The organism is Rudaea sp., assembly GCF_036560865.1.
Taxonomy (GTDB): Bacteria; Pseudomonadota; Gammaproteobacteria; order Xanthomonadales; family Rhodanobacteraceae; genus Rudaea.
On the sequence record NZ_DATBQK010000031.1, the window covers coordinates 73,462 to 89,396 of the forward strand.

Here is a 15,935-nt window from a genome sequence, read left to right on the forward strand (position 1 = left end):
CAGATCTCTTCTGCTCGTCTCCGTGTTCTCCGTGGTTCAATCTCTTGATCTGGCGGCGCTGACCATGCAGGAAATCAAGAACTACACGATCAACTTCGGTCCGCAGCATCCGGCCGCGCACGGCGTGCTGCGCCTCGTGCTCGAGCTCGACGGCGAAGTGATCCAGCGCGCCGATCCGCATGTCGGCCTGCTGCATCGTGGTACCGAGAAACTCGCCGAATCCAAGCCGTTCAACCAGTCGATCGGCTACATGGACCGGCTCGACTACGTGTCGATGATGTGCAACGAACACGCCTACGTCGGCGCGATCGAGCGGCTGCTCGGCATCGAAGCGCCGGAACGCGCGCAATACATCCGCACGATGTTCGACGAGATCACGCGCATCCTCAATCACCTGATGTGGATCGGCTCCAATGCGCTCGACCTGGGTGCGATGGCGGTCTTCCTCTACGCGTTTCGCGAGCGCGAGGAATTGATGGATTGCTACGAAGCCGTTTCGGGTGCGCGCATGCACGCGACCTATTATCGTCCGGGCGGCGTTTATCGCGATCTGCCTGATCGCATGCCGCAGTACAGGGAATCGCGCTGGCACAAGGGCAAGGATCTCAAGCAGCGCAATGCCTGGCGCGAAGGCTCGATGCTCGATTTCCTCGAAGCGTTCACTGCCGATTTCCCTGGCAAGGTCGACGAGTACGAAACCCTGCTGACCGACAACCGCATCTGGAAACAGCGCACGGTCGGCATCGGCGTTATCCCGCCGGAACAGGCGCTGGCCTGGGGCATGACCGGTGCGATGCTGCGCGGCTCGGGCGTCGAGTGGGATCTGCGCAAGAAGCAGCCCTATGCGATGTACGACAAGATGGATTTCGACATCCCGGTCGGCGTCAAGGGCGATTGCTACGATCGTTATCTTGTGCGCGTCGAGGAAATGCGCCAGTCCAACCGCATCATCCAGCAATGCGTGCAGTGGCTGAAGGCGAATCCGGGCGAAGTGATGCTGCGCAACTTCAAGGTGTCGCCGCCGCGCCGCGAGGAAATGAAGGACGACATGGAAGCCCTGATCCATCACTTCAAACTGTTTACCGAAGGCTACAGCGTGCCGGCGGGCGAGACCTACTTCGCGATTGAAGCGCCGAAAGGCGAGTTCGGTTGTTATCTGATTTCCGACGGTGCAAACAAGCCGTTCCGGGTGAAATTGCGTGCGCCGGGTTTCGCTCATCTGTCGTCGATGGATGCGATCGTGCGCGGTCACATGCTGCCCGACGTGGTCGCGATGATCGGTACGTACGACCTCGTGTTTGGGGAGGTCGATCGATGATTTTGTCGAGTGCAAAGACGGGGTTCGGGACTCGGGACTCGGGACTCGTGGAAGAGCCAAAACGCCGGCGATGCGGCGCTTTTGCTTTTCTTTTCCGAATCCCGAGTCCCGAGTCCCGAGTCCCGGTTTTTTCGTTGCGAAAAAGCCAGGGAGAGGTTGCTGCATGAAAGCCACCAATCACTATGCCGAGGTCAAGCATGTCGATCCGCTGGTCGTGCTCAACGCGCATACGCGCGAGCATATCGATCACTGGGTGTCGAAGTTCCCGCCGGATCGCAAGCGCTCGGCGCTGATTCAGTCGCTGTTCGCGGCGCAGGAACAAAACGGCGGTTATCTCACCGACGAGCTGATCGCGGCCGTGGCGAAGTATCTCGATCTGCCGGCGATCTGGGCCTACGAGGTCGCCACTTTCTACTCGATGTTCGAGACCAAGCCGGTCGGCCGCAACAATGTCGCGGTGTGCACGAATATCTCGTGCTGGCTCAACGGCGGTGAGGACATCCTGAAGCATTGCGAGAACAAGCTCGGCATCAAGGTCGGCGAAAGCACCGCCGATGGCCGCGTCTATCTCAAACAGGAAGAAGAGTGTCTCGCGGCCTGCTGCGGCGCGCCAATGATGGTAGTCAACGGGCATTATCACGAGCACCTGACGAACGAGAAAGTTGACGAAATTCTGGGGGACTTGAAGTAGATATTTTAGGCGCTGGATAAAAAGCTCGTCATTCCGGCGAAAGGTAATTCAGTCGAGTATTTGTGGAACACGTTATGGCAGTTGGCCCCGCACCGCAGGAACATCAAGTCGTCTATACGACGCTGCACTTCGATCAGCCCTGGTCGATGGACAGCTATCTGAAAGCCGACGGCTATCAGGCGTGGAAGAAGATTCTTGCCGAGAAGCCCGATCCGGCGACGATCGTCGACGAGTTGAAGAAGAGTTCGCTGCGCGGCCGCGGCGGCGCCGGATTTCCCACCGGCTTGAAGTGGTCGTTTATGCCGAAAGGCACGATGCAGAAGTATATTTTGTGCAACTCGGACGAATCCGAACCGGGCACCTGCAAGGATCGCGATATCCTGCGCTTTAACCCGCATGCGGTGATCGAGGGTCTGGCGATCGCCTGCTACGCGACCGGATCGAGCGTCGCCTACAACTATCTGCGCGGCGAGTTTCATCATGAGCCGTTCGAGCATTGCGAAGCGGCGCTGAAGGAAGCCTACGCCGCCGGCTTGCTCGGCAAGAACATCCTGGGCAGCGGTGTCGATGTGGATATCCATACCGCGCTCGGCGCCGGTGCCTATATCTGCGGCGAAGAAACCGCGATGATGGAATCGCTCGAAGGCAAGAAGGGCCTGCCGCGCTTCAAGCCGCCGTTTCCGGCTGGCTTCGGCCTGTACGGCAAACCGACCACGATCAACAACACCGAAACCTATGCCTCGGTGCCGGCGATCATGCGCAAGGGCGCGGAGTGGTTCCTGCAGCAGGGCAAGCCGAACAACGGCGGCCCCAAGATCTTTTCCGTTTCCGGGCACGTCAACAAGCCGGGCAATTACGAAATCAAGCTCGGCACCTCGTTCAAGGATCTGCTGGAAATGGCTGGCGGCGTGCGCGGCGGGCGCAAATTGAAGGCGGTGATTCCGGGCGGTTCGTCGATGCCGGTGCTGCCGGGCGACACCATGCTCAGCCTCACGATGGACTACGACGCCCTGCAGAAGGCCGGCTCGGGTCTGGGCTCCGGTGCGGTGGTCGTGATGGACGAGACGACCTGCATGGTGCGCGCATGTCAGCGCATCGCGCGCTTCTACTATGCCGAATCCTGCGGCCAGTGCACGCCCTGCCGCGAAGGCACCGGCTGGATGTATCGCGTGCTCACGCGCATCGTCGACGGTCACGCGACGATGGACGACGTGCAGATGCTGAAGCAGGCAGCCGGCCAGATCGAAGGTCACACGATTTGCGCGTTCGGTGAAGCGGCCGCATGGCCGGTGCAGGGTTTCCTGCGCCACTACTGGAACGAGTTTGAATACTACGTCGCGAACAAGCGCTCGATCGTCGATGCTCCGCTGGAGGTCGCGGCATGATGCTCTCGAGCGCAAAAACTTTAACCACAGAGAACACGGAGAACACGGAGACAAGCAATATGAAATCTCTTGCTTGCGATCTTCGTGCTTTTCTCCGTGTTCTCCGTGGTTCAATCTTTCGCTCTGCGTCGATGAACGTCGGAGTTACGGCATGAGTGCGCAACCGACCGCTCCCGCCGCACCGCCCGATTTCGTGAACATCGAAATCGACGGCAAAGCCATGCAGGTGCCGAAGAATTCGATGATCATCGCCGCGGCCGACAAGGCGGGCATTCCGATTCCGCGTTTCTGCTATCACGAGAAATTGCCGATCGCAGCCAACTGCCGCATGTGCATGGTCGAAACCGAAATGGGCGGCAAGGCGATGCCGAAACCGCAGCCCGCGTGCGCCACACCGGTCGCCGAGGGCATGAAAATCCATACGCAATCTCAGCGCGCGTTGTCGGCGCAACGCAATGTGATGGAGTTTCTGCTGATCAACCATCCGCTCGATTGCCCGATCTGCGATCAGGGCGGCGAATGCGAGCTGCAGGATCTGTCGGTCGGTTACGGGCGCTCGGTGTCGCGTTTCGTCGAACGCAAACGCGTGGTGCCGGACGAAGACCTCGGCCCGCTGATCGAAACCGAAATGACGCGCTGCATCCAGTGCACGCGCTGCGTGCGTTTCATGACCGAGGTCGCCGGCAGTCCCGAACTCGGCGGCATGGGCCGCGGCGAGAACCTCGAAATCGGCACGTATATCGGCAAGACCATCGACAGCGAACTCGGCGGCAATATCATCGACGTGTGTCCGGTCGGCGCGCTGACCAACAAGGTATTTCGCTTCAAGGCGCGCGCCTGGGAATTGATCGCGCGCGAATCGATCGGCTATCACGACGCACTCGGCTCGAACCTGTGGCTGCACACGCGCCGCGGCGAAGTGCTGCGCAGCGTGCCGCGCGACAACGAGGCGATCAACGAGTGCTGGCTATCGGATCGTGACCGTTATTCGCACCAGGGTCTGTATGCGAGCGATCGCGCGACCAAACCGATGATCCGCAAGAACGGCGCGCTCGTCGAAACGACGTGGGAGGAGGCAATCGCCTTCGTTGCCGACGGTCTGAAGAAGAACGGCGCTGATCTCGGGGCTCTGGTCGCACCGCTCACCTCGTGCGAGGAAGGCTATTTGCTGGCGAAGATCGTGCGCGGTCTCGGCAGCGACAGCATCGATCACCGTCTGCGCGTCACCGATTTCGCCGATGGCGCCGCCGGCGCGATCTTCGAGTTGCCCCTCGCGCAGGTCGAGAAGGCCAACGCAATCCTGCTGGTCGGCAGCAATCCGCGCCATGATCAGCCGCTGCTCGGCCATCGCATTCGCAAGGCATTCAAGAAGGGCGCAAAAGTATACGCAGTCAATCCGCTCGATCACGATTTCAACTTCGACGTCGCGGGCAAGTTCATCGTGCTGCCGAGCCAGTTGGCCAGCGAACTTGCCGCGCTCGCGGCAGTGGCGGGCGAAGGCAGCTCTCAGCCCTCGCCCCAAGTCGCAGACATCATCGCCAAAGCTGCCGTCACCGACGCGCATCGCGCCACGATCAAGGCGCTGCGCGATGCGCCTTCGTCGGTGCTCGTATTCGGCGACTACGCGGTCGATCACGCGCAAGCATCCCTGTTGCGCGCACTGGCGAGTTACATCGCACAGGCGACCCATACTGCGTTCAACGAAGTCGCAAGCGGGGCAAACGCAGTCGGTCTGGCGCGCGTCGGTGCGCTGCTGCGGGTGGGCGGCAGCGATGCGGCAGCGATGCTGGCGCGACCACCGAAGGCCTTGATTACTTATCACTGCGGCTCGCAGGATACGAGCGCACCCGCCGCGTACGACAAGGCGCGCAGCGACGCTGCCTTCGGTGTCTATATCGGCGCATATGCCTGCGCAGGAGTGAAGCGCACGGCGCACGCGGTGCTGCCGATCGGCCTGCCGCCGGAAATCGATGGCACTTATGTCAATGTCGACGGCACGCTGCAGACCGTGGCTACAGGCGCGAAGTTGCCTGGCGACGCCCGCCCCGGCTGGCGCGTCCTGCGCGCACTCGGTGCGCAACTGGATCTGGCAGGATTCGACGCCACCGATATCGGCGAAGTGCGCGGCGCGATTGCCGAAGCGGTTGCGGCGAAATATACAAAGCAAGAAACCGGAAAAGTACACGCGGTAGCCGCGCCAGCTTCCGGCCTGCAGCGCATTGCGACGGTGCCGATTTATCGCACCGATGCGGTACTGCGCCGTTGCCCGTCGCTGCAATCGCACCCGCTGACCGGGCACGCAGCGATCGGCTTGCACCCCGAGGACGCAATCGCGCTCGGCCTCGCGCAGGATGGGAAAGCCAAGGTGAGCGCTGGCGGTGTTGAGGCGATACTTCCAGTGGTGGTCACCCGCCAAGTGCCGCGTGGCGCTGCCTGGGTCGAAGCCGGCTGGTCCGAAACCAGTGCCTTGCCGCCCGACGGCACGGCCTTGACGGTGGCGAGGGCCTGAGCGTGATAGCAGGATTTCACAGCTGGCTGCTCGGCTTCGGCACGATCGGATTGCTGATCTGGCTCGTGCTCTGCATCCTCGCGATCGCGGTGCCGGTGATCCTCGGTGTCGCGCTCTACGTGTGGTGGGAACGCAAGGTGCTCGGCTGGATGCATGTGCGCATGGGCCCGAACAGTGTGGGACCCGCAGGTCTCCTGCAGACCTTCGCCGATGTATTCAAGCTGCTGCTCAAGGAGTTTCTGGTTCCCCGGCTGTCGAGCCGCTTCCTGTTCATCGTCGCTCCGCTGATCGCGCTCGTGCCGGCCTTCGCGGCGTGGGCGGTGATTCCATTCGACGACAAAGTCGTGCTCGCCAACGTGAATGCGGGATTGCTGTACCTGCTGGCGATGACCTCGATGGGCGTCTACGGCATCATCCTTGCCGGCTGGGCGTCGAATTCGAAATACGCGTTCCTCGGCGCGATGCGCTCGGCCGCGCAGGTAGTGAGCTATGAAATCGCGATGGGCATGGCCCTCGTCGGCGTGCTGATCTGCGCAGGCAGTTTGAATCTTTCCGATATCGTGCGCGCGCAATTGGGTCACTACGGACCCTTTAGCTGGTTCTGGTTCCCGTTGCTGCCGCTATTTGTGATCTATTTCGTCTCCGGCGTGGCCGAAACCAACCGCGCCCCGTTCGACATGGCCGAAGGCGAATCGGAAATCGTCGCGGGCTTCCATGTCGAATATTCGGGTGCGCCGTTCGCGGTGTTCTTCCTCACCGAATACGCGAACATGATCCTGATTTCATTTCTGGCTGCCACGCTGTTCATGGGTGGCTGGCTGTCGCCAGTTCAAGGACTAATTACTTTCAACGCGCCAGCTTGGCTCGCCCCGTGGGTCGAGTGGATATGGAACGGTGGCTGGGTATGGCTGTTCGCCAAGGCATTTCTCTTTGCCTTCCTGTATCTGTGGTTCCGCGCCGCGTTCCCGCGCTACCGCTACGACCAGATCATGCGCCTGGGTTGGAAAGTCTTCATTCCGATCGCGATCGTCTGGATCCTGGTCGCCGGTTGCTTGGTGTATTTCGGCGTGATCAGCACGCCGGATCAGCCGACTTTGATGAGTACGATGTCATGAGTACCGTTACGCGTTATTTCAAAAGCCTCATGCTCATCGAGCTGTTCAAGGGCTTGGGTCTGACCATGAAGTACATGTGGAAGCCCAAGTACACGATGCGTTATCCGATGGAAAAGATTCCGCAGTCGAACCGTTTCCGCGGGCTGCATGCGCTGCGCCGCTATCCGAACGGCGAGGAGCGCTGCATCGCCTGCAAGCTGTGCGAGGCGGTGTGTCCGGCGCTGGCGATCACGATCGATTCCGAGCAACGCGCCGACGGCACGCGCCGCACCACGCGCTACGACATCGACCTGTTCAAGTGCATCTACTGCGGCTTCTGCGAGGAAAGCTGCCCGGTCGATTCGATCGTCGAGACGAATATCCACGAATACCACTTCGAGAAGCGCGGCGAGAACATCGTGAACAAGACGCAACTGCTTGCGATCGGCGACCGCTTCGAGAAAGAGATCGCCGCGGCGCGCACACAAGACGCGGCGTACCGCTAGGAGCCGTGCATGAGCTTTGAACTGATCCTGTTCTACCTGTTCGCGACCGTGCTGGTGCTCGCCGCGCTGGCCGTGATCAGCGTGAAGAACTCCGTGCATGCGGCGTTGTTCCTCGTGCTCACGTTCTTCACCAGTGCCGCGTTGTGGCTGTTGCTGCAGGCGGAGTTCCTTGCCATCGCGCTCGTGCTGGTCTATGTCGGCGCAGTGATGGTCCTGTTCCTGTTCGTGGTCATGATGCTCGATATCAAGTCCGAGCCGCTGCGCGAAGGCTTTATCCGCTATCTGCCGGTCGGCATCATCGTCGCTCTGGCCATGCTCGCAGAAATGATCGGTTTGATCGGCGTCCGCACGATGGCGATCACTGCACCGGCCGATCCGGGCGGCGCATCGAATACGGCTTGGCTCGGCAATGCATTGTTTTCGCAGTTCCTGCTGCCGTTTGAAATCGCGGCGGTGATCCTGACTGTCGCTCTCGTCGCCGCGATCATGCTCACCCTGCGCCGCCGCGTCGGCACGCGCCATCAGAATCCCGCCGAACAGGTGGCAGTGAAGGCGTCCGACCGCGTGCGTATCGTCAAGATGACCAGCGTGACCAAGGGAGCCTCCGCACCATGATCACCCTGTCGCATTACATCGTGCTCGGCGCGATTTTGTTCTGCATTTCGGTGGCCGGCATTTTCATCAACCGCAAAAACGTGATCGTGCTGCTGATGGCAATCGAGCTGATGCTGCTGGCGGTGAACACGAATTTCGTCGCGTTCTCGCGCTTTCTCGGCGATGTCTCGGGCCAGGTATTCGTGTTTTTCATACTCACCGTCGCCGCGGCGGAATCGGCGATCGGGCTGGCGATTCTGGTGGTGCTGTTCCGCAATCGCGCGACGATCAATGTCGCCGAAATCGACAGTATGAAAGGTTGAGAAAGGGAGCTGTCATTCCGGCGAACGCCGGAATCCAGCTCTTCGGATTTACGGAAAAAACTGGATTCCAGCCTTCGCTGGAATGACGAGCAAAAAAAGAATATGAGTTTGAATTCCACCATCCTGCTCATCATCGCGTTCGCTCCGCTGGCCGGCGCGATCATTGCGGGCTTTTTCCGCAACCAGATTGGGCGCGTCGGCGCGCATACCGTCACGATCGCCGGCGTCGCGGCCAGCTGCGTGCTGTCGTTCTATGTCCTCTATCAGCTGGTCTGGGGTGGGGCGGAAACCTACAACCAGAATTTGTATACGTGGTTCCAGGTCGGCGCCTTCGACACGCACGTCGGTTTCCTGATCGACCGGCTGACCGCGATGATGATGGTCGTCGTCACCTTCGTCTCGCTGATGGTGCATGTCTACACGATCGGCTACATGGCCGACGACGACGGCTACCAACGCTTCTTCAGCTACATCGCGCTGTTCACGTTCTCGATGCTGATGCTGGTGATGAGCAACAACTTCCTGCAGCTGTTCTTCGGCTGGGAAGCGGTCGGCCTCGTCTCGTATCTGCTGATCGGTTTCTGGTTCAAGCGGCCGACGGCGATCTTCGCCAACCTCAAGGCGTTCATGGTCAACCGTGTCGGCGATTTCGGTTTCCTGCTCGGCATCGCCGCGGTTTTATACTTTTTCCACACGCTCGACTACGCCGCGGTATTCAGTCACGCCGACACCTTGCAGGGCAAAACGCTGGAGATCCTCGGCGGCAGTGCCTGGTCCGCGGCGACGGTGATCTGCATCTGCTTGTTCATTGGCGCGATGGGCAAGTCGGCGCAAGTGCCGCTGCACGTGTGGCTGCCCGATTCGATGGAAGGTCCGACGCCGATTTCCGCGCTGATCCACGCCGCGACGATGGTGACCGCTGGCATCTTCATGGTCGCGCGCATGTCGCCGCTGTTCGACCTGTCGGAGACGGCGCTGTCGTTCGTGTTGGTGATCGGTGCAACGACCGCATTCTTCACCGGGCTGATTGGCATCGTGCAAAACGACATCAAGCGCGTGGTCGCGTATTCCACGCTGTCGCAATTGGGCTACATGACCGTGGCGCTCGGCGTATCCGCGTATTCGGCGGCGATCTTCCACCTGATGACGCATGCCTTCTTCAAGGCGCTGCTGTTTCTCGGCGCAGGCTCGGTGATCATCGCGATGCATCACGAGCAGGACATGCGCCATATGGGCGGCCTGCGCAAATACATGCCGATCACCTACATCACGATGTGGATCGGCACGCTCGCGCTGACCGGCATGCCGGGCTTCGCCGGATTCTTCTCCAAGGACGCGATCATCGACGCGGTCGGCGAATCGCATCGCTGGGGCTCCGGCTACGCCTATCAATGTGTATTGTTCGGCGTGTTCGTCACTGCCTTGTATAGTTTTAGACTTCTGTACCTGACCTTCCACGGCGAGGAGCGCTTCGTCGTCGAACATGGCGATCACGGCCATGGTCATGACGACCACGGGCATCACGAACCGGGTCATCTGGCGCATGCACCGCAGGAGTCGCCGCTGGTCGTAACCCTGCCGCTGATCGCGCTGGCGATTCCGTCGGTCATCATCGGCGCACTCACCGTCGGTGCGGTGCTGCATGGAGACTACTTCGGCAGCGCGATTCATGTCGCGAGTGGGGAAGGCGAGGGCGCGCACGCGTTTGCCGGTTGGTTCGCCACGATGATCGCCGGATTTGCCGGCGCACCGTTCTGGTTCGCGTTTGCCGGTTTCGCGGTCGCGACTTATGTCTATCTGCTCAATCCGGCACTGGCGGATCGCGTGCAAAACGCGCTGCGTCCGCTGTGGACCGTGCTCGACAACAAATACTGGTTCGATCCGATCTATCAGGCGGTGTTCGCGCGCGGCAGCGTCCTGCTGGGGCGCGGCCTGTGGAAAGGCGGCGATGTCGGCGTGATCGACAATGTGCTGGTCGACGGCTCGGCGGACACCATCGGGCGCATCGCCAACAGCGTGCGCCGGCTGCAAACGGGATTTTTATACCACTACGCGTTCGCGATGATCCTTGGCTTGGTGGTTTTGCTCGCAGGCCTGTGGTGGGTTGTGCGCGTCTGAATTGAGAATGCAGCCAGGGTGGCTGCTTTGCGATCTTTGCGCTCACGGACGAACGCATAAATGACGGAACAAGAATGCAATCAGCGTTTCCACTGTTGACCCTGTTGATCTGGCTACCCATCGCTGGTGCGGCGGTCGTGCTTCTGTTCGGCGAGCGCGCGAACACCGCGCGCTGGCTGGCGCTGGCGATCGCGGTCGTCACGCTGGTTGCGAGCGTTCCGCTGCTCACCGGCTACGATGCGGGAGCGGGCACGATGCAGTTCGTGGAGAACACGGTCTGGATCGGCGCGATTCACGCAAACTACCATCTCGGCGTCGACGGCATTTCCGTCGCGCTGATCGTGCTGACCACGTTCGTCACCGTGCTCGTGATTCTCGGCGCGTGGGAGGCGGTGCAAACCCGCGTGAGCCAGTATCTCGCTGCGTTTCTTGTGCTCGAAGGCGTCATGATCGGCGTGTTCGCGGCGATGGATGCGCTGCTGTTCTACGTGTTCTTCGAGGGCATGCTGATTCCGATGTTCATCATCATCGGCGTCTGGGGCGGCCCGCGGCGCGTGTACGCGACCATGAAATTCTTTCTGTATACGTTCTTCGGCTCGATCTTCATGCTGATCGCGCTGATCTATCTGTATCTGCAGACGAACAGCTGGGAATTGTCGCAGTTCGCCGCACTGCCGATCGGCGCGACCGCGCAAGGCTGGTTGTTCTTTGCCTTCCTCGCCGGATTTGCGATCAAGGTGCCGATGTGGCCGGTACATACCTGGCTGCCGGATGCGCACGTCGAGGCGCCGACCGGCGGTTCGGTGATCCTGGCCGCGATCATGCTGAAGATCGGCGGTTATGGCTTCCTGCGTTTCTCGCTGCCGATCGTGCCGGATGCGTGCCAGCAATTCACCTGGCTGATCGTCGTGCTGTCGCTGATCGCAGTGATCTACGTCGGCTTCGTCGCGCTGGTGCAGGAGGACATGAAGAAACTCATCGCGTATTCGTCGGTTTCGCACATGGGTTTCGTCACGCTCGGCATCTTCATCAGCCTGGCCCTGATGCGCGTCAGCGGCGACAAGGATGCGGCGTATCTCGGCGTCTCCGGCGCGATGGTGCAGATGGTTTCGCACGGGTTTATCTCGGGCGCGATGTTCTCCTGCGTCGGCGTGCTCTACGACCGCACGCACAGCCGCATGATCAAGGATTACGGCGGCGTGGTGAACACGATGCCGTGGTTCGCCGCGCTGTGGGTGCTGTTCTCGATGGCCAACTGCGGCCTGCCCGGAACCAGCGGTTTCGTCGGCGAATTCATGGTGATTCTGGCCAGCTTCGCGATGAGTCCCTGGGTTGCCGCCGGTGCCGCGTTCACCCTGATCATCGGCGCCGCGTACACGCTGTGGCTGGTCAAGCGCGTGATCTTCGGCGATGTGGCCAACAAGCATGTCGCCGAACTCGCCGACATCGACGTGCGCGAAGCGCTGGTGCTCGGCGCGTTCGCCGCGGCGACCCTGCTGGTCGGCATCTGGCCCGCACCGCTGACGCATTTGATGGACGCTTCAGTCAGGCACATCGTCGACCAGTTGCTGGTGACCAAGCTGTGAGCGCGGGAATCGCAAGCATGAATTTCAACCTCCACGACCTGGTCCTGCTGCTGCCGGAAAGTTTCCTGCTCGGCGCGATCTGCGCGATCCTGTTCATCGACCTGTTCCTCAAGCCCGCGCAGCGCCATATCACGCACTGGCTGGCGATCGCGGCCCTGCTCGGTACGCTCGGCCTGGTGTTGATCGATCACGATCCGGCCAGGACTGCGTTCGGCGGCATGATCGTTCACGACGGCGTCGCCGCGGTGCTGCAGGTTTTCATCCTCGGCGTGACCGCGCTGGTGTTCGTCTACGCGCGCAGCTATCTGCGCGACCGCAATCTGTATATCGGCGAGTTCTATCTGCTATGTCTGTTCGCCGCACTCGGCATGATGCTGCTGGTGGCCGCGGGCAATCTCGTCATCGTCTATCTGGGTCTGGAACTGTTCACGCTGTCGTCGTATGCGCTGGTGGCGATGAATCGCGATTCGGGTCTGTCGTCCGAAGCGGCGATCAAGTACTTCGTGCTCGGCGCACTCGCGTCGGGGCTGCTGCTGTACGGCATGTCGATGATCTATGGCGCGACCGGCTCGCTCGATCTTTCGAGGATCCACACGGTCGCCGCGCTTGGTCTTGGCAATCCGCACTTTGTATTGCTCGCGTTCGGCGTGGTGTTTCTCGTCGTCGGCATCGGTTTCAAGTTCGGCGCCGCGCCGTTCCACATGTGGCTGCCGGACGTGTACGAAGGCTCGCCGACCGCGGTGACGATGTTCATCGCTTCCGCGCCGAAAATTGCCGCGTTCGGCATGGCCTATCGCCTGCTCGAAGGCGGCCTCGCCGGCATGCAGCCGCATTGGCGCGAAATGCTTGCCGTGCTTGCCGTGCTTTCGCTCGGTATCGGCAACGTGGTCGCGATTGCGCAGACGAATCTGAAGCGCATGCTCGCGTATTCGACCATTTCGCACGTCGGTTTTCTGCTGCTCGGTCTCGCCAACGGCACGCCGTCCGGCTATGCCGCAGCGATGTTCTACGCGATTGCCTACGCGATCATGACGACCGCCGCGTTCGGCGTGATGTTGCTGCTCGCGCGCGCGGGCTTCGAGGCCGAGGAGATCGACGACTTCAAGGGTCTCAACCAGCGTAATCCGTGGTACGCGTTCGTCATGCTGCTGGCGATGGCTTCGCTGGCCGGCATTCCGCCGCTGTTCGGCTTTTTTGCCAAGCTGCTCGTGCTCAAGGCGGCGCTCGACGCCGGTATGTTGTGGCTGGCGATCGTCGCGATCGTGTTCGCGATCATCGGCCTGTTCTACTACCTGCGTGTGATCAAGGTGATGTATTTCGACGCAGCGGTCGACAACACGGCGTTGGCGTTGCCGGCCGATGTCACCTTCCGCTGGCTGCTTTCGCTCAACGGCATTGCGTTGCTCGTACTCGGCGTTTTCTGGGGCCCGTTGATCGCCTGGTGCTACCGCGCGTTGGCGGTGCAGTGAGGCCTGTGGCCTAGTTTTTCGCGCGCGTACGCGGCCAGCGCAGCATGCGCTGCAAGGTGCCGCCGATCAGACCGAGCGAGGTCTTCACGCCATCGACCGACCAGTCGAGAATGCGCCGTTCGTCGATGCCGGTGAACGCGCGCACGACGTCGGGCATGCCCGTGATCGGAGAGTCGCGCCATTTCGCCACGGCTTGCGCGCGCTTGCCGATCGCGTAGGTAACGCTGGCGTTGCTCACGGCCGAGGAAACGATCGCGGCGAACGGCAGCAAGCGCCGGGCCACGACACCGCCGACGCGGCCTGCGCTGCGTCGCATGACGCCGCGGATCACGGCATCGCCGACGATGCTGGCGCTGGTACCCAGCGTCTGCACGCGACTGACCAGTTCCGCGTGCAGCGGTGCCGGCAGCTCAAGGCGGTACAACTTGAACGTGTCTTCGATCAGTTCGCGCTGTATGCGCGCAAGAAACTGCGCGTCGAGCACCTCGCCGAAAATAAAGCCGAGCATGCGCCCCATGCCCGGTATTGCCTCGATTGCCGCGGTGAGCGCGCCGGTGACCGCGGCACGCGTGCACTTGCCGCGCAGCAGGGCGACGAATTGCGCATCCAGGTCCTTGCCGGAGCGCACGGCTACGACCTGCTCGCTGGACTCGCGGGTCAGGGCAGCGTTTTTGGCTTTCGATCGCGGCATGCCCGCATGCTAACGGAACTTGCCTGTGCGCTGCCAGAACGCGGGCAGAAATGCTCGCGGCGCCGCATGCATCGCGATCATGCGCTATTCTTCGCGGCTATCCCGACCACACAGTGAAAGGCATGTCCCGGCTCGACCTCCACGACACGATCCGTGCCGTCGTCTACAGCGACGGCGTCCTGCGCGTGCTCGATCAGCGCGAATTGCCGTTCGTCGAAACACAGCTCGAATGCCACGATGCCGGCGAAGTCGCCGAGGCGATTCGCCTGCTGGTCGTGCGCGGCGCGCCGGCCATCGGCATCGCCGCGGCCTGGGGCGCTGTGCTCGAAGCGCGGCTTTTGCAAGCGGCCGGATCGGCGGTCACGCAGGCGGCGCTGGAATCCGCGCTTGTGCGCTTGAACGCGGCGCGGCCGACCGCGGTGAATCTTGCCTGGGCGCTCGCGCGCATGCGTGCGGTGCTGGCGCGCGCGCCAGCCGATCCGCTCGCCGCGCTGGAGGCCGAAGCGCGTGCGATCCAGGACGAGGATCTGGCCGCGAACCGGCATATGGGTGAGCTCGGCGCCGCGTTCCTGGCCAACGGCAGCGGCGTGCTCACGCACTGCAATACCGGATCACTGGCGACCGCCGGCTTCGGCACCGCGCTTGGCGTGATCCGCGCCGGCTATGCAAAAGGGAAAATTGAACAAGTATACGCAGGCGAGACGCGCCCCTGGTTGCAGGGCGCACGTCTGACGATGTGGGAACTCGGGCGCGACAGGATCCCGGTGAAACTGATCGCGGATTCCGCCGCCTCGCACCTGATGAGGTCGGGTGCGGTGCAGTGGGTGATCGTCGGCGCCGACCGCATCGCCGCCAACGGCGACACGGCGAACAAGATCGGCACCTATCAACTCGCGATCGCCGCGCGGCGGCACGCAGTGAAATTCATGGTGGTCGCGCCGTGGTCGACGGTCGACATGGCAACCAGGCAGGGCAGCGACATCGAGATCGAACTGCGTGACCCGGGCGAGCTGTTGTCGATCGCGGGCAAGCGCACCGTCGTCGAAGGTGCCGATGCGTGGAATCCGGTGTTCGACGTCACCCCCGCGGAGCTCATCGACGTGATCGTCACCGAGCGTGGCGCGATCGAGCGGCCGGACGAGTCGGCCATGCGCAGGCTCGCAGGACAGTCCTGATGGCGATGCGCAGTTTCGTCATGTTTTGCATCGGCGGCGTGATCGGCTTCATCGTCGATGCCGGTGTGCTGCAGATTCTGGTCACCGGGTTTGCGTGGGATCGTTTCAGCGCGCGCCTGATTTCATTTCTGTTCGCCGCAACCGCAACTTGGTTGTTCAACCGCAACTACACTTTTCGTGGCCGCCGGCGGCATAGCCGACTCGGCGAGTGGGCGCGCTATGTGTTGGCGATGAGCGGCGGCTTTGCCTGCAACTTCGCCGCCTACTCGGCGCTGGTGCTTGCGTTCAATGTCGACCGGCAATGGCTGGTACTCGCGGTCGCCGCCGGCTCGGTCGCCGGACTGGGCGTCAACTATTTCGCATCGCGCTATTGGATTTATCGCAAGGCGCATCATCCGCAGGCACCCGCCGAGCCCGCGCCGGCTGCTGAGCAAGAATAGTTCTCGCGCGGAATCGGGCCTCGGCCTCTGTCCGCG

General features: G+C 61.8%; 14 protein-coding genes. 13 read left to right on the forward strand and 1 reads right to left on the reverse strand.

What is annotated here, in order from left to right; genetic code table 11:
• Window positions 1–64 precede the first annotated feature (64 nt).
• The 11 genes from VIE67_RS03930 to nuoN all read left to right on the forward strand — a co-directional run bounded on the left by VIE67_RS03930 (window position 65) and on the right by nuoN (window position 13,593).
• Complete coding sequence (locus VIE67_RS03930; RefSeq protein WP_332023498.1) at window positions 65–1,318, forward strand: NADH-quinone oxidoreductase subunit D; 1,254 nt, start codon at window positions 65–67, stop codon at window positions 1,316–1,318.
• A 163-nt stretch (window positions 1,319–1,481) separates the two neighbouring features.
• Entirely contained in the window at window positions 1,482–2,009 is a 528-nt protein-coding gene (gene nuoE / locus VIE67_RS03935; protein ID WP_332023472.1) for an NADH-quinone oxidoreductase subunit NuoE, read from the forward strand.
• Window positions 2,010–2,083: 74 nt separating this feature from the next.
• On the forward strand, window positions 2,084–3,394 hold the full coding sequence (gene nuoF / locus VIE67_RS03940; protein WP_332023474.1) for an NADH-quinone oxidoreductase subunit NuoF: 1,311 nt from the start codon (window positions 2,084–2,086) through the stop codon (window positions 3,392–3,394).
• Window positions 3,395–3,545: 151 nt separating this feature from the next.
• Window positions 3,546–5,903, forward strand: a complete 2,358-nt coding sequence (gene nuoG / locus VIE67_RS03945; protein ID WP_332023476.1) for an NADH-quinone oxidoreductase subunit NuoG — start codon at window positions 3,546–3,548, stop codon at window positions 5,901–5,903.
• Window positions 5,900–7,018 (forward strand): NADH-quinone oxidoreductase subunit NuoH, encoded by a 1,119-nt coding sequence (gene nuoH / locus VIE67_RS03950; RefSeq protein ID WP_332023500.1) that lies wholly within the window; start codon window positions 5,900–5,902, stop codon window positions 7,016–7,018. Before nuoG ends, nuoH begins: the two co-directional genes overlap by 4 nt.
• A complete protein-coding gene (nuoI, locus tag VIE67_RS03955; protein ID WP_332023478.1) occupies window positions 7,015–7,503 on the forward strand; it encodes an NADH-quinone oxidoreductase subunit NuoI in 489 nt (162 codons plus the stop codon). Before nuoH ends, nuoI begins: the two co-directional genes overlap by 4 nt.
• A gap of 9 nt (window positions 7,504–7,512) precedes the next feature.
• Window positions 7,513–8,118 carry an NADH-quinone oxidoreductase subunit J gene (locus tag VIE67_RS03960; protein WP_332023480.1) on the forward strand — a complete coding sequence of 202 codons (606 nt, stop codon included), beginning with the start codon at window positions 7,513–7,515 and terminating at the stop codon, window positions 8,116–8,118.
• Window positions 8,115–8,420 carry an NADH-quinone oxidoreductase subunit NuoK gene (gene nuoK / locus VIE67_RS03965; RefSeq protein ID WP_332023482.1) on the forward strand — a complete coding sequence of 102 codons (306 nt, stop codon included), beginning with the start codon at window positions 8,115–8,117 and terminating at the stop codon, window positions 8,418–8,420. The genes VIE67_RS03960 and nuoK overlap by 4 nt, the downstream gene beginning before the upstream one ends.
• A 102-nt stretch (window positions 8,421–8,522) precedes the next feature.
• Window positions 8,523–10,538 (forward strand): NADH-quinone oxidoreductase subunit L, encoded by a 2,016-nt coding sequence (gene nuoL / locus VIE67_RS03970; protein WP_332023484.1) that lies wholly within the window; start codon window positions 8,523–8,525, stop codon window positions 10,536–10,538.
• Window positions 10,539–10,612: 74 nt separating this feature from the next.
• Window positions 10,613–12,124: an NADH-quinone oxidoreductase subunit M gene (locus tag VIE67_RS03975; protein WP_332023486.1), complete on the forward strand. Its 1,512-nt coding sequence runs from the start codon at window positions 10,613–10,615 to the stop codon at window positions 12,122–12,124.
• A 17-nt stretch (window positions 12,125–12,141) separates the two neighbouring features.
• A complete protein-coding gene (gene nuoN / locus VIE67_RS03980) occupies window positions 12,142–13,593 on the forward strand; it encodes an NADH-quinone oxidoreductase subunit NuoN (RefSeq protein WP_332023488.1) in 1,452 nt (483 codons plus the stop codon).
• A 10-nt stretch (window positions 13,594–13,603) separates the two neighbouring features.
• Here nuoN and VIE67_RS03985 read toward each other — a convergent pair whose 3' ends face one another.
• Window positions 13,604–14,284 (reverse strand): hypothetical protein, encoded by a 681-nt coding sequence (locus VIE67_RS03985; RefSeq protein WP_332023490.1) that lies wholly within the window; start codon window positions 14,282–14,284, stop codon window positions 13,604–13,606.
• Window positions 14,285–14,406: 122 nt separating this feature from the next.
• Here VIE67_RS03985 and mtnA point away from each other — a divergent pair, with 122 nt between their 5' ends.
• Window positions 14,407–15,459 carry an S-methyl-5-thioribose-1-phosphate isomerase gene (gene mtnA / locus VIE67_RS03990; protein WP_332023502.1) on the forward strand — a complete coding sequence of 351 codons (1,053 nt, stop codon included), beginning with the start codon at window positions 14,407–14,409 and terminating at the stop codon, window positions 15,457–15,459.
• Window positions 15,459–15,899 (forward strand): GtrA family protein, encoded by a 441-nt coding sequence (locus VIE67_RS03995; RefSeq protein ID WP_332023492.1) that lies wholly within the window; start codon window positions 15,459–15,461, stop codon window positions 15,897–15,899. Before mtnA ends, VIE67_RS03995 begins: the two co-directional genes overlap by 1 nt.
• The last annotated feature ends 36 nt before the right edge of the window (window positions 15,900–15,935 follow it).

Bases quoted from the DNA above. Each gene is read 5' to 3' on its own strand.
- nuoN (WP_332023488.1), top strand. From the start codon at position 12,142: ATGAATTTCAACCTCCACGACCTGGTCCTGCTGCTGCCGGAAAGTTTC.
- nuoI (WP_332023478.1), top strand. From the start codon at position 7,015: ATGAGTACCGTTACGCGTTATTTCAAAAGCCTCATGCTCATCGAGCTG.
- VIE67_RS03985 (WP_332023490.1), bottom strand. From the start codon at position 14,284: ATGCCGCGATCGAAAGCCAAAAACGCTGCCCTGACCCGCGAGTCCAGC.
- VIE67_RS03960 (WP_332023480.1), top strand. From the start codon at position 7,513: ATGAGCTTTGAACTGATCCTGTTCTACCTGTTCGCGACCGTGCTGGTG.
- nuoK (WP_332023482.1), top strand. From the start codon at position 8,115: ATGATCACCCTGTCGCATTACATCGTGCTCGGCGCGATTTTGTTCTGC.
- nuoG (WP_332023476.1), top strand. From the start codon at position 3,546: ATGAGTGCGCAACCGACCGCTCCCGCCGCACCGCCCGATTTCGTGAAC.
- VIE67_RS03930 (WP_332023498.1), top strand. From the start codon at position 65: ATGCAGGAAATCAAGAACTACACGATCAACTTCGGTCCGCAGCATCCG.
- nuoF (WP_332023474.1), top strand. From the start codon at position 2,084: ATGGCAGTTGGCCCCGCACCGCAGGAACATCAAGTCGTCTATACGACG.
- VIE67_RS03975 (WP_332023486.1), top strand. From the start codon at position 10,613: ATGCAATCAGCGTTTCCACTGTTGACCCTGTTGATCTGGCTACCCATC.
- mtnA (WP_332023502.1), top strand. From the start codon at position 14,407: ATGTCCCGGCTCGACCTCCACGACACGATCCGTGCCGTCGTCTACAGC.
- nuoE (WP_332023472.1), top strand. From the start codon at position 1,482: ATGAAAGCCACCAATCACTATGCCGAGGTCAAGCATGTCGATCCGCTG.
- VIE67_RS03995 (WP_332023492.1), top strand. From the start codon at position 15,459: ATGGCGATGCGCAGTTTCGTCATGTTTTGCATCGGCGGCGTGATCGGC.
- nuoL (WP_332023484.1), top strand. From the start codon at position 8,523: ATGAGTTTGAATTCCACCATCCTGCTCATCATCGCGTTCGCTCCGCTG.